Origin of the sequence: Mycobacterium leprae TN (genome assembly GCF_000195855.1) — a bacterium.
GTDB lineage: Bacteria > Actinomycetota > Actinomycetes > Mycobacteriales > Mycobacteriaceae > Mycobacterium > Mycobacterium leprae.
In genome coordinates this window covers 2,367,257-2,381,491 of sequence record NC_002677.1, presented here as the reverse complement: position 1 = coordinate 2,381,491, position 14,235 = coordinate 2,367,257, and the positions used below count along the sequence as shown (strand labels likewise).

Genomic DNA, 14,235 nt, shown 5'->3' with positions numbered 1-14,235 from the left:
GTAAAGCGAATCTCCTACAAGTAAATTACGGGATGTTAAGTATCGCGACCTCGAATTCCCCTATCGCAGACCCTCCGTTATCGTCCCAAAATTCGATGGTGTTCGATAACTGGAGATAGCGCCATGTTCGTTCGACGATGCGGAGATCATATACATGCAAACGTGCAGAAAATTTTTGAGGGTTGATCAGCTTTTTAAATCGCGATGATGTGTTTTTAATCAATATGCCGGAAAGCTGGTTCCTGCAATAATCTGCGATTGACCAACCTCGAAGTGCGGAAATATCCTTGTTGACGACACTTTGAGCGTACGCGCTGTAACCTAACTGATTGAAACACAGCATCAGCTCCACCGCATTGAAGTGGCCTGTACCTCGAATGTAAGCGGACTCTTCAATCCCGAAATTGCCATAAGCGAAGACCGAATCAGGGCTGGCTCTGTACTGTGCGTCAATGAGGTAGCGGCATCCCTTGTAAGAGTAGGGTTCCAGTATGCTGCCAAGCAAATCTTCTGCCATAGGAAAGGTGTTTGTGGATTCCGCCGCGTTCTGCAGAGAAGGGGCCAACTCGGCGCTCATACGGCATATCCCGGTGTCTTGAGGCCATCCAGCAAGGTCAGACGGTACGTGATTAAGGTGCCCGAGACCGTGCCGTGTTTCGCCCGGTGCACAAGAGCCCGGTTATCCCACAAGACGACGTCACCAACCTCGTAGTGTTGAGTATGTATAAGCAGCGATTTGCAGTCGGGGTCAAGCTGGCCCGACGCGGTTAGGAGCTCTTGCAGCACCATCGGGTCAAGTAGATTTCCGTTTTTGTCCTCGACCGAAACGGTGGCTGCTTCGCAAATGTAAAGGATTTCCTGCCCGGTCTTCGGGTGCTTGATCACTGTAGGCCACTTCTGCGGGGGAGTGACCTCTTCGATCTCGGCTAGGACTTCTCCTACAGGTCGGTAAACATCGCTTGGGCGTATTTTGATATAGCGCCGAGGAGAATGATTACTATACGTTCCCCGCACCGAGTCTTTCATAGCGTTGGGAAGCGATTCCCAAACCTGGCTGAGGTCGATAAAATGAGTCCCGCGGTCGTGTCCGGGCATCGCAAGAGGCAGAGTCATAGAAAATGCAAAAGGTTCCGGCATGAATATATAGTCGACATGCCAGAAGGCGCCGGTGTTCGGAACACCCTGCCCTTCCTCGGTAGAAGAAACAAATATTTCAGGATAATCTTTATGGCGATAAATAGGTTCGTAATAAGGAACGATTTCTCCGATTATCCTGCCAAGTTTTATAAATTCTTCTGGAGTTGGGTGGACGTCTTTTAAAACAACAAGCTTATTGACATAAACTATTTTGCGGATTTCGGCGGTGGATATACTGTCTAAGTTTTTGGGGTCAACCCCTGTGACCTGTGCACCAAGTCCATCACCTTTCACATCGAGCGTCATTGATTCTTTTTCTCCTCATTTACTTACTGTTTTTGGTCCACATCTTTGAGCATCTCTCGCCGTCACGATCCATACCTCCTTGATGAAAAATCGGTTGCATTTTGCTCATGCGAAGAGTAAGCAGTCGGACAAGCTAGTGAAAGTTTCTCTATTCGTGTACTGCCGTTTCGCTGGTGCCAGTTATCCAGGTAGTGGGGAGCAGTGGGACGCTACTGCTTGTACTGGCAGCCATTCCGGTGGGAGTGCTGGCGGTTGTCGGCACGGTGCCGGCAAAGCCGATGGGGCCGGCGCTGTGGTTACTTATTGTGTGCGACGTGGGTTCGGAGTGGTCGGGGGCGTCGACAGTATCGGCCATGGTGGCGGTTCCTTCAACGAATTCGTAACGGTAACCGCGTGCGCCACCTCTGGTCTTGTTTCCTCGTTTACGGTGCGCCCGGGCGGAAGGCGAGTTTGTTCTTGCCGCGGCAGTGATCCCGATCGTGTTGGTGGCAGTGTCAGGTGACTTTGTGCCGGCTTTGGGGCCAGAGCTGACCTCTGGTGGCGACAAGCCGGGTATGGCGTATCTGATGCTGGGTGAAGATAGGGGGTTGTCAGTCGTAGCCGATGCGGATGTGCTGGGTGCGGAGTTGCTCGTGTATGAGTTTCCACTGGAAGTAGCCGAGGCAGGTGGCGCGACTCCAACGTGGATGCGTGGGCCAGCGTTATTGTCTGGGTGAGATCCTGCGGGATTGGGAGGCAGTCCGGCTGAAAGCTGTCCGTTCCACAACACGGACAGTGTACCCAGGACGCTCAATGCCGGCGCGAAAAAGGGAAGCAAGAGCATTCCGTACGAGGCATAATAGGGATACCAAAGAAAGTCGTACAATTGCAAAGCAATAATGGCAAGGACAACAGCAATAGCGGGTCTGAATCCCAATCGTTGGAAAAATCTTAGAAAATATTTGTATGGATCTGCGATAAAATCCAAGATGTCCGTCAGTAGTTGAACAATCCAATCCGGTACGGACTGCAGGACGTTTTGGGTTGCGCTGCCCGGCGCAAGGATAGGTGGCGCTACTTGGGTAGGTAGTATTGTTGCCGTCACCGCCTCGCTGATGGCCTGGTAGGTCGCCATAGTGTCGGCGGCTTGCACCCACATCCGAACGTAGTCGGCTTCGTTGAGGGCAATGGGAATGGTATTGATGCCGAAGAAGTTGGTGGCAATCAAGAAACCACGAGTTGCGCGGTTAGCGGTAAGTTCTGCCAACGTGGGCATGGCGGCTAGCGCGCTGCTGTAAGCGATTGCCGCGATTTCATGCTGTTTAGCGGTGATTGCGTTGTTGATTGAAGTTTGTTCGAGCCAGACCAGATAGGCACCATGCGCCGCCACAAACCGTGTGGCGCTGGTTCCCCGCCAGCTGGTGGCCTGAACATGAGTCAGCAGCCGAGTCAGCTCGGCAGCTGCGTAAGTGTATTGTTTGCTAAGCTCCTGCCACTGAGTAGCGGCAACAAGCAATGATTCAGCCCCCTGTCCAGCACTTAACAGAACCGAGTGCACCTCCGGAGGTATGGCCATCCACATCGGGCCTGTCAGAGCTTCACCTCCTTTCATGGGTGTAGAGCGCTCGACTGTATGCACTCAAAGCATGGCTTTGCCGTCACTTCCCGGTGTTGGTCGGCGAAAGCGCGCAAAAAGTTCCCCCTGCCTAGGAATAACGTATGTGATGCCCAGCACTCGATTGTCTGCGGGGGCGCGCTGACACTCGCCATCGACCTATGGCTGCGGCTGATATTGATAACGCTCAGTCGCCGCAGCTGGGCGGGGGCAGCCTGAGGCGCCAGCGCATTCCCGGCCTAAAGTCTTAAAGTAGATCGATGAAAACACCGGCCAGGGTGCGGCTGCACCTGTGCGTCTAGCAACTGGAGTCGGCAGAACTCGTTGGAGACCGTCGCCTCGCGGACGCAACTAACTCCACTTTGGATTGCCATGTTCAACAAATCACTTTGCTCATTTTGCGCGGCCTCGGGCACCCGTTGCTTGAACACCCTACTGGTCTTGATTCTGGTGATGCAGCGTCGACCCTAGGGGTTGCTATCTGCTATCGACCGTGCTACACTACTTCACACGTTAAATCGCATGCCGAGCCACAATTACAGGTGGCACGAATTCAGCGATTGCCGCTTTGTTGTTGAGCGTATTTCTTTTATTTTTTGCTCATTTCTTTGATTCTGCGATTTGCGCTACTGAATTTGATTGTGAAGGACAAACGGCTCAATAGCTTGCTGAGTTTGTGGTGGCAAGCTGTGCTCTTCAAAACCGAGCAGTATAGACGGCAATCATCAATTGGTCGCTGTCACGGCTATAGACCTAAGCTGCTATATGCACGCGGCGAACTCGCAGCAATGTTCGACCGCGACATCCTTTTTCTCGTGGCGTACATTTGGCTCAAGCGATCCGATGTCTCGTTATCTAACTAAGGTGAGCTTGTTAACTTATTCTACCGTGACTGTGAGCACAATCGTCGATCTAATTTTGCAGTGGGATGCGTGATCGTAATGTGGCGTATCCAGCCATCCAGCTAGGCTAGGCCAGAATTCATGTTCCAGTTCATCGGAAGCCACTGTGAAGGCGGCGATCTCCTACAACTCGCTCCTCTGATATTTGTTTTCCGTAATGCTTTTCATTCTATGCATTCGAGAAATATACAGAAATCCGACAGCGATAACTGTCAGCATGACAGTTATCGCTGTCGGATTTCTCGCACAGGCCGCAGCGGTTTCCATTGCTACCAATGTAGTAGCAACCGGACGACACAACACTATTAATTTTAATGTTGACACTGTCGGATTCGTCAACGCATGGAGCTTGCTGTTCTACCCCCCACAGGGGTGGGAGAGTCCATAGTTGTTTCCGCATACACACGGCTACTTGAGGAACTGCTTCTCGACAGATTCTCCCTCCAGCGCCGCAGATTGCTGCCGCTGTGGCGCGATTTGGCGACTGCTTGTTCGGAGATCGTTTATCTGGGAGTATGGCAATCTGGCGAGCAATCGCTCCCGACGTTTACTTGCACCGGACCGTCGTAGCGATTCGCGACTGCATCCTGATTCTGTTCCGCTACGCTGGCCATCAAAACGAAGCTGCTATCCGCGCAGCTGACGGCAATCTGCTGCTTCAACAAATGGTTAGGCTCGCGTTGGTATGGTCAGCGAAAACCACCAGCAACAGCCCATCCGACGATTTGCTGCACAGCAATCCGCAGCCAGAGATCTACTCGACGAAATCCACAAATTACGTAAATTTGTCGACCATTGGAATAAAGCTAAAAATATAGTTGTCGACGTTGCCTATTCAACTGTCGCAACATAATGACCTAACTAGCACAGCACGACCCCAGGTGGAATTGGATCTGGTGCTACCGGCACGATGGTGGTTTTGGCCTATGGATGTGATTACGCTGGTATGGTCGGTGCAATCGCAGTGGATGCGGTGGTGAGCATCAGTCCGGGGTGAGCAGTCACTTCAACCGACGATTCGGGGATTAGGCCGAATGAAATTCGGCGGAACGCTCCTGCCGTCTCATTAGCATCTTGCGCGTCGACATGAGCACCGACAGGACATTCCGTTGGCGTATGCGCGACGATAGGGGTATGGATTGCGAGGTGGCCCGAGAAGCATTGTCGGCCCGACTTGATGGCGAGAGAGAGGCCGTGCCATCGGTGCGTGTCGATGAGCACCTTGGTGAGTGCAGTGCGTGTCGTGCGTGGTTTGATCAGGTAGCTGACCAAGCACGCGACCTGCGTCAGCTGGTCGACTCCCGGCCTGCTATCACACCTGTTGATGCTCTCGGGATCGTGGCGCCGCCGCGGCGGCGACGTCCATTAATGACGTGGCAGCGCTGGGCGTTGCTTTGCGTGGGCATCGCACAAATCGTCCTGGCAACTGTGCAGGGGCTCGGCGTAAGCGTCGGACTGACACACGATCGCGCGATGAGTTTCGGGAGTTACCTGCTCCACGAGTCAACGGCGTGGTCGGCTTCGCTCGGTGTGATCATGATGGCAGCGGTTCTGTGGCCGGGTGTCGCTGCCGGGCTTGCGGGCGTTTTGACGGTGTTCGTCGGTTTGTTGACAGTCTACGTCGTCGTAGATGTAGTCGCCGGTGCCACCATCACGCTGCGAATTCTGATGCATCTGCCGGTGGCGATCGGTGCGGTCCTTGCTATCGCAGTGTGGCGACACAGTTCGACTCCACGGCCGACATTCGATGATGAAGTCGACGTCGATCTCGATATTGTGTTGCCCCGGAACGCCTCTCGTGGGCGACGACGCGGTCATCTATGGCCTACCGATGGGTCGGCGGTTTAACCCCCGTCCTGTGTGCGACGGGTCGCAATGGGGAAGCGTCCACAGGACTACACGCAGTTGAACGGAGCCGAGTGGGCGGTGGACAACGCCATCGTTTGACTGTCCGATGCCGACTAGTGCCGCAGCTCAGTATGGCCCCGAAGTTCCGCAATCGCAGGCTGTTTGAGACGACAAAAAACGATGAGAACGCCATGGCCGCACCGGCTACTAGTGGGTTGAGCAATCCAGCGGCGGCAATTGGTATGGCGGCTATGTTGTAGCCGAATGCCCATACCATGTTGAATTTGATAGTGCGCATCGTTGCAGCGGCCAGGTCGAGTGTTATGGGTACGACGTCGAGATTGTCGCGGACCAAGATGATGTCGGCGGCACCAATCGCGACGTCGGTCCCACGGCCGATGGCCATACCGAGATCGGCGCGTGCGAGTGCAGGCCCGTCGTTGATGCCGTCACCGACCATGGCAACCACGTGCCCGCGGTCGCGCAGCTGCTCAATAACGTCGACCTTGTCTTCGGGTAGGATGTCGGCGATCACCTCGTCGATACCTATACGGGAAGCCACAGCGGCCGCTGATGCTGGATTGTCGCCGGTCAACAACGCGGTCCGAAAACCACGATCGTGGAGTGCGGCGACAGCGTCTGCCGCCGAAGCTTTCACGGCGTCGGCGACCGCGATGACACCGCATTGTTCACCGTCGATTTCGACAAAAACCGCTGTTTCGCCGCGCAATTCGGCGTTACGTCGGGCCGTGACTAGCGTGGTCGAGTTGCACCGCGAAGCGATCCATGATGGTTTGCCAACCCGCACTGCCCGCTCGGCCACGGTGCCGCTGACTCCGTGGCCGGGTACTGCACGGAAGTTGGCGACTGGTTCTCGATGAGTCGTTGACGCGGCGATCGCGAGCGCGACGGCGTGCTCGGACGCCGATTCAACTGTCGCCGCCATTTGGAGGACTTCGTTAGCCTGCCAGCCCGGTGCAGCTGTCACAGCGCTGACCTTCAATTGGCCCGTTGTCAGCGTACCGGTCTTGTCGAACACGACAGTGTCCACAGCGCGGGTGGCCTCGAACGACTCATGGCCCTTGAGTAATATTCCCAGTTGGGCGCCGCGGCCGGAGGCCACCATCATGGCGGTAGGGGTCGCCAGTCCCAGTGCGCACGGGCAAGCGATGACGAGAACGGCAATTGCGGCCGAGAACACTCGGTCGGGTCCGCTCCCGGCGATCAGCCATCCAACAGCGGTCAAGGCCGCGACAGCGAACACGCAGGGTACAAAAACTGAAGCGATGCGGTCAGCCAGCCGCTGGGCGTTGGCATTCTGTTGTTGTGCCTGCTCGACCAGACGGACCATGCCGGCGAGCTGTGTCTCGTCACCTACTGCGGCGGCCTCCACAATCAGCCTCCCATTAAGCACCACGGTGCCACCGATGACTTGTGCGCCTGGGTTCACCCGGACTGGCTTGGCTTCTCCGGTGATCGGGCTCATGCTGACGGTGGCCGACCCGTCGATGACTAGCCCGTCTGCGGCGATCGTTTGCCCGGGGCGCACCACGAAACGCTGCTGCTCATTGAGTTCGTTGGCCGGAATGACCATTTCTGAACCGTCAGGCTGCAGAACAGCGGCGTCCTTGGCGCTCAGCGCTGCCAGGGCCAGCAGCGCAATGCTCGCGTGTGACTTGGCACGAGCCGTATAATACTTACCTGCCAGCACGAATACCGTGATGCCTGCGGCGACTTCGAAGTAGATGGCGTCGCTGCCCAGCAGTGCCCGCCAAACGCCGCGGTGCTCTGTGGACTGGTGATGGCCGAACACGGTGTAGAGCGACCATATCGTGGCGGCGGTGATCCCGGTCGAGATGAGTGTCTCCATGGAAGCACCGTGATAGCGTGCGTTGTGTATCGCTACTCGATGAAATGGCCACGCCGCCCAAGTCACGACCGGAATGGCCAGCGCGGTCAGCATCCATTCCCAGCCGGGGAAGTGGGTGCTGGGCAGCACAGCGAACATCACCGACAGGTGGGCTAGGGGCACGAAGAGTGCGGCAGCGACCGCTAACCGAATCAGTAGATATCGTGCGTTATCGGCGTCGGCTTGCCTGCGTTGCAAGGCCTCACCGCCATCTGTGCACAGTGCTGCTCGACGGACCGCCTCACATACCTCAGCGGTCTGGGTGACCTCGCTGAGGTTAATCGCCGCCACTCGGGTGGCGGAATTAACTAACGTCGAAAAGTCCGACAGCTTGTTGGGCAAGTTATTCCACCCGTTTGGCGCACGCAACTACAGGACATCCCGGTGATGTTCAGCTGTATCCGCTGCACAGGCAAAGGGTTCTCCCCCAATTGCGGTGGTCGTCACCGACATCATAGCTTTTCACCTCCTGCACACTATTTTCCTGGAAGACTCTACCCAGAAATAAGGTCGTCACGACCTATCCACAAGTTTCCGGGACGCGTGGCTTACGCGCTATGCATGTCGATAGATGACGACAATATTACTCGGTTCGCCAAACCCTGCCGGACAGGGCTATCGGGCCACATTGTCATAGCTGATCCCTGCCACACAGCGCGATGTGTGGCGTATGGTGACCAATTTTTACCGATTACGACAGCGCCGATGACCTAACCCAGGAAACGTTTCTGTAGGCATTCTGTTTCCTGCTCCTGTTTCGCAGGACGGTCGACGGCTCGGACAGCTGTTGTCGATTGCCCGCCGCGCAGTCGTTGATCAGATCTGCTACAACGCAAGCAGATCACGAACCGCGCACGTGGCCGATCTCGACGACCCGCTTGGGCTGGGCTGTCACGGGGGTCAGGTCGAGAACACTGCGGAAATCCGCATTCTGCTTGATGGGCTGGGGTGGGAGTGTCGCGAAGCGCTGGTTCTCACGCAGGTGCTGGGTCTGTACCTATACCGAAGCCGGTCGCGGTCTGTGGGTGCCCCGTCGGCGCCATTCACTGCCGGGTGGTCGTTCCTGGGTGGCACGCGTTCGCGATAATCTACTGCCGGCGATCAACTACGAAGTCTACTCCGAGTCAGCGTAGCGCGCGCCCTGCGCCTTGGAAATTTTTTCATTCATGTCACGGCCGATGGCAGGCGCCATCCACATGATGTTCTGGTTCGGCCTGGACAGAGGAAGCCCATGTGTTTATGGTTGCCGAAACCCGTGCTAGAGGAGACTTCCAGACCAGTGTTGCAGCCGACCAACCTCGAAGGTGGATATGGCGCACCGCACCGACTACCGGCCAGCAACATTGCCTGGCGAGAAAAGCAGGGTGCAGCTGGCCGCATGCGCACTGACACCCACTGGAAATCCGTTGTTGCCGTTCAAAATACCAGTTCTCAGACAGTGCGTCTTAGCGCTTGTCGAGTCTATAAACTTTAAGCACTGGAAATTGGGAACCGTTGGTGCATCAACAGTCCGGGTGTCGTTGTCTAGCAACCCGCCTTCCTATCACTCTGGCAACCAACGTGATGGAGTAGTCCGCGGGAATGCCCCCGATGTCGATTGGCAGGCATACCGGCCACGGTCGTCCAGCGATGTAACTCAACTAACCTGGACGATAGACTACACTACTCTCCGTTAGGGGACCGGGCTAAGGAGGAGCGCAATCCCATGGCCATCATGGACACGAACACCGAGGTCCACACACTGTTTACGCAGGAAGTCGCCGCAACGCAGCAATACTTTGACGACCCACGGTTTGCCGGGATTATTCGCCTTTATACAGCCCGCCAGGTCGTAGAACAACGCGGCACCATCCCCACCGATTACACCGTGGCACGAGACGCCGCGACAGCTTTCTACGCTCGCTTGCGCGAGCTATTCGCGGCCGGCAAGAGCGTTACGACGTTCGGCCCCTATTCGCCAGGGCAAGCAGTCAGCCTTAAGCGGATGGGCATCGAGGCGATCTATCTAGGCGGCTGGGCAACCTCAGCTAAGGGTTCCATCACCGAAGATCCCGGTCCTGATCTCGCCAGCTACCCCCTGAGCCAGGTGCCAGATGATGCCGCGGTACTGGTGCGCGCCCTGCTGGCTGCTGACCGCAATCAGCAGTACCTGCGGTTACACATGACTGAACAGCAGCGTGCCGCCACTCCGGCGTATGACTACCGCCCATTCATCATCGCCGACGCCGACACGGGACATGGCGGTGACTCGCACGTACGCAACCTGATCCGCCGATTTGTTGAGATCGGCGTTCCAGGATACCACATCGAGGACCAGCGCCCGGGTACCAAGAAGTGTGGCCATCAGGGCGGGAAGGTTCTAGTGCCTTCGGACGAACAAATCAAGCGCCTCAACGCCGCCCGCTTCCAGCTCGACATTATGCGGGTGCCCGGCATCATCGTCGCGCGTACAGATGCCGAGGCGGCCAACTTGATCGACAGTCGCGCCGATGAGCGAGACCAGCCGTTCTTGCTGGGCGCCACCAATCTGAAGATTCCTTCTTACAAGGCTTGTTTCCTGGCGTTGGTGCGGTGTTTCTACGAGCTGGGAGTTAAGGAACTCCATGGCCATCTCCTCTACGCGTTAGGCGATGGCGAATATGCTGCTGCGAGCGCGTGGCTTGATCGCCAAGGGATTCTGGCCCAGGTCTCCGGTACCGTCAATGCTTGGCAGGAAAACGGAAAGCAATCGATCGACGATCTCTTCGAACAAGTTGAATATCGGTTATTGGCCGCTTGGGAGAAGGACGCCGGGCTGATGACCTACGGCGAAGCCGTGGAAGAAATGCTCCAATTCGGCGAGAGCGAAGGCGAGCTGATCGGCATGAGCCCCGAGGAGTGGCGGCGATTTGTTGGGCGGGCGTCTCTGTACGCTGCACGCGAAAAGGCCAAGGAATTGGGTGTCGACCCCGGTTGGGATTGCGAGCTGGCGAAGACTCCAGAAGGCTACTACCAAATCCGCGGCGGTATTCAGTATGCGATAGCCAAGTCGTTAGCGGCAGCGCCGTTCGCCGACATCCTTTGGATGGAGACCAAGACCGCTGATTTGGCCGACGCCCGGCAGTTCGCCGAGGCGATCCACGCCGAGTTCCCAGAGCAAATGCTGGCTTACAATCTCTCGCCGTCGTTCAACTGGGATACCACCGGTATGAGTGATGAGGAGATGAAGCGCTTTCCCGAAGAGCTTGGGAAAATGGGCTTCGTCTTCAACTTCATTACCTATGGCGGACATCAGATCGACGGCGTCGCTGCCGAGGAGTTCGCCACCGCGCTGCGGCAGGACGGCATGCTGGCGTTGGCTCGGTTGCAACGCAAGATGCGCCTGGTCGAATCGCCCTACCGCACACCGCAGACCCTGGTCGGCGGCCCGCGTAGCGATGCAGCGCTGGCTGCGTCCTCCGGACGTACGGCGACAACCAAGGCCATGGGCAAAGGTTCGACCCAGCACCAGCATCTTGTGCAGACCGAGGTGCCGAAGAAGCTGCTAGAGGAATGGCTGGCATTGTGGAGTGAGCACTACCAGCTTGGCGAGAAACTCCGCGTGCAACTGCGGCCACGCCGCGCCGGCTCGGATGTGCTCGAACTCGGGATCTACGGCAACGGTGACGAGCAGCTGGCCAACGTCATCGTTGATCCGATCAAGGATCGCCGCGGCCGCAGCATCCTTCAAGTGCGCGACCAGAACACCTTCGCCGAAAAGCTTCGCCAGAAGCGACTGATGACCTTGATCCATTTCTGGCTGGTGCACCGCTTCAAGGCTGACACGGTGATTTACGTCACTCCAACCGAGGATAATCTCTATCAGACTTCCAAGATGAAATCTCACGGCATCTTCAGCGAGGTTTATCAGGAGGTGGGCGAGATCATCGTCGCTGAGGTGAACCACCCGCGGCTTGTTGAGCTGCTTACCCCCGATCGCGTCGCGCTGCGGCGGTTGATCACCAAGGAGGGGTAAAGGACACCGCTGACCGCCGGTCGGGGAAGGCCAAGCGGAATATCGGAGAAATATTGAATATTATATTGGAGTATTGGAACTTGCGATAGCGGTGCTAGGTGAGTGATACTAGGTCGCCTCGATTTGAAAAATGCCTATACCAGTTGCTTGTCTTCTGTAGTAGCCCACAATCCGTTTGCTCACGTTCATTATGGGGGTGGGAAAAGCAGGCGGAACGGAAATGGGTTTGGTGGGCACATCAGCCTATGATGGCGTTCGTACTTCTTTCCAGTGTAGTCACGCTCGGTTGGTAGCGGGGTTCTGGATGCGGTGGTGACGGTAATAAGGCGTCAAGCAGCACCACAGCGCCAACAACTACGGCGACGTTTTGTCTTCTAGAGCTGTGCCGACACCATCCACAACGTCAGAAGCTGGTGGCCCCAATGGCGGAGGCTGGGCACCACCCTTGGCGTCGGTGGCGGTCGGTCGCATTGCCAACGTGTGTGACGGCTGGTACATAAGGGTGCGATGTGTCGATATCGTTAGGCATACCCACTCGGCAACTGTTTGCTCGTGGCTGAGCACACCATGAGGTCGGCTGTCGGACTCTAAAGTCTAGCCGTTGCATTGGTCTGGCCGTTGTGTTGGGGTTATGTTTTGTCACTTAGAGTGCGGGGGACCGCAGTGGCCAAGCTCGAGTTTGAATATTTCATCGCCTCATTCCACCGCGCGGGCACAAATCCCACTTTCGCGCTCCAATGTGACTTGGAGTTCATAGAGCGTCTTGCGTCTATCGGCTTCGACGAAGTATTACGGGTGAGCATCACACGGCCGGTAGCGAGATCATTAGTGTACCCGAGGCTTCATCGCTGCCGCTGAGCAACGGGCCAAGCTGGTCCGGCCTGGGTACTGGGGTCATCTCGTTCGTGTACCGTAACCAGTTCTGGGTAGTCGACCGGTTGATACTGCTGGATCGGGTTAACTTCCATTGATAAGCATGAATTTTTCGAAACCAACCAAGGGACATTCTCGTGTGGTCTCCTGGCCGGGGAAACTGTTACTGCCAAGACCGCCACACAATCAGTTATTCGATGCTCAGCTGCAGTTCGCTGCGTACTCCAGCGGCGGGATTCCAGTGGCCGGTTGCTGTAGTCGCCTCACTGACCGGTATGCGGGTGGCGGGCAAGCACGGTATCGGTCTGTTGTCCATCAGAACAACATTGATAATTGAAAGTTTCTACGTGCTCGCCTACCACTGGGGCGTCGTCGAAGAGTGCGCCGCAGCTTTTGGGACGAAAATCGACAGCACGAACTGGTCCTCTAGTCAGTCTTTTTCATATCGCCGAGACGGATGAGTAGGCTCGAGCCTACGTGAAATTCGGCTTCGAGGCGTGGTTTCGGCACTTACAGAATAGTAACTGCATGCCCGCAGATGACTATGTCGGGTGATTAGCTCGACGAAGTGATCGACATCATCAATAATGAATTAATCGGGTAACCGTTGTCATGTACCCTGGGGCGGGTACTTGTGTCGGTACAGCGGCTGTAGGATACAGTCTGGCGGATTCGGTTGTATGCTGTCGATGGCCCACACGCAGCCCATCGACAGCATACAAATGGTCTGTCGAGTTGTTCGCCACTGAAATGATGTCGCACTTTCAGGGCCAGGCTCAACCGGCACGTGATGCCGCTATGCGAGCCAACCAGGCACGGGATAACTGAGCGCAATCGTAGCTACAGGTCATCGAGCACATGACCAAGAAATACCAGTACTAGGTTGGCTGCACGTAACTGCTCAAATGTTGCACCACTGCTGGCGCAATTCCCTCAGATCCCAACGAGCTTGATCGGCGACTGAGCCAAACGAATGTGACGACCTTTTATCTTGGTTACCAAGACTAGCGAAACGAAAAACCTTGATCCTGAAGGTATTAAAGTTACTGAACACCGTCCGACTCGCGTTCAGCCGTCTTTACCAACCGGACCGTTAAACACCGAACCGCACCCTTTAGCGCTGCCCGCATCACCGGCCCTGTTCCAGGAATGTTCTCGGTAAACGAACCACTCCAGTGGATGTTGGTACCACCTGCTGCATTCGGCGCTAAAAGTACCTCGCCGAGGTAGTCCTTGGCTGGGTTCGGAGGTCCGATCAGCTTGTAGAGGTGCCGACGATCCTGCTCGTATTCGACGGTCTCCTCGCGTACCAGTATGGGCCATATCCCTATCTTGCGGACTGCTCCGATGCCGCCTGGTCTCAGATCACCAAGGCGTGCCCAACTTGATTGAAGGACTATCGGCTTGGCCCACTTCGCCCAGTTGGCGCCATCCGTCACAAGTCGGAATAAGACTGCGGCAGAAGCGCTACTAGTACGGGTCACCTCGAATGAGAATTTCCGATTCGACATGTCTTTCTCCCTGGTGAGAAAGCTGAATGGTGTTGCTGGGTAACTTACTTCGGAAATCGTGTGTGAACCTGGCGGGGTTATGCCACGTGCATACTCACCAGGCGAATCACGCTGCCACGGTTGCAATGCTGGCATCACAATGTCGGGACGAATCGTCGGAA

Annotated in this window: 7 protein-coding genes and 2 pseudogenes; 4 read left to right on the top strand and 5 right to left on the bottom strand. The window is 56.2% G+C overall.

The window, feature by feature from the left end; genetic code table 11:
• Positions 1-25: 25 nt before the first annotated feature.
• The 3 genes from ML_RS10210 to ML_RS10200 form a co-directional block, all read right to left on the bottom strand.
• On the bottom strand, positions 26-577 hold the full coding sequence (locus ML_RS10210; protein WP_010908664.1) for an FcoT family thioesterase: 552 nt from the start codon (positions 575-577) through the stop codon (positions 26-28).
• Positions 574-1,443, bottom strand: coding sequence for a (3R)-3-[(carboxymethyl)amino]fatty acid oxygenase/decarboxylase (gene scoE / locus ML_RS10205; RefSeq protein ID WP_010908663.1), 870 nt, complete (start codon positions 1,441-1,443; stop codon positions 574-576). Before scoE ends, ML_RS10210 begins: the two co-directional genes overlap by 4 nt.
• A 148-nt stretch (positions 1,444-1,591) precedes the next feature.
• The gene (locus tag ML_RS10200) at positions 1,592-2,998 is read right to left on the bottom strand and encodes a PPE family protein (protein WP_010908662.1); all 1,407 of its coding nucleotides are present in this window, start codon (positions 2,996-2,998) and stop codon (positions 1,592-1,594) included.
• Positions 2,999-5,073: 2,075 nt separating this feature from the next.
• On the opposite strand from ML_RS10200, the gene ML_RS10185 reads away from it, so the two are divergent.
• Positions 5,074-5,787 carry a zf-HC2 domain-containing protein gene (locus ML_RS10185; protein ID WP_010908659.1) on the top strand — a complete coding sequence of 238 codons (714 nt, stop codon included), beginning with the start codon at positions 5,074-5,076 and terminating at the stop codon, positions 5,785-5,787.
• Between the two features lie 115 nt (positions 5,788-5,902).
• Here the strand turns inward: ML_RS10185 and ML_RS10180 are convergent.
• A pseudogene (locus ML_RS10180) lies at positions 5,903-8,076 on the bottom strand (heavy metal translocating P-type ATPase); the annotation flags it as partial.
• A gap of 476 nt (positions 8,077-8,552) precedes the next feature.
• Here ML_RS10180 and ML_RS16445 point away from each other — a divergent pair.
• The 3 genes and pseudogenes from ML_RS16445 to ML_RS16440 all read left to right on the top strand — a co-directional run.
• On the top strand, positions 8,553-8,783 hold the full coding sequence (locus tag ML_RS16445) for a hypothetical protein (protein WP_231846602.1): 231 nt from the start codon (positions 8,553-8,555) through the stop codon (positions 8,781-8,783).
• A gap of 618 nt (positions 8,784-9,401) precedes the next feature.
• The gene (gene aceA, locus ML_RS10170) at positions 9,402-11,690 is read left to right on the top strand and encodes an isocitrate lyase ICL2 (protein ID WP_041323098.1); all 2,289 of its coding nucleotides are present in this window, start codon (positions 9,402-9,404) and stop codon (positions 11,688-11,690) included.
• Positions 11,691-12,353: 663 nt separating this feature from the next.
• Positions 12,354-13,388, top strand: a pseudogene (locus tag ML_RS16440) (LLM class flavin-dependent oxidoreductase); the annotation flags it as partial.
• A gap of 218 nt (positions 13,389-13,606) precedes the next feature.
• Here the strand turns inward: ML_RS16440 and ML_RS10160 are convergent.
• Positions 13,607-14,074 carry an SRPBCC family protein gene (locus ML_RS10160; RefSeq protein WP_010908656.1) on the bottom strand — a complete coding sequence of 156 codons (468 nt, stop codon included), beginning with the start codon at positions 14,072-14,074 and terminating at the stop codon, positions 13,607-13,609.
• Positions 14,075-14,235 lie beyond the last annotated feature (161 nt).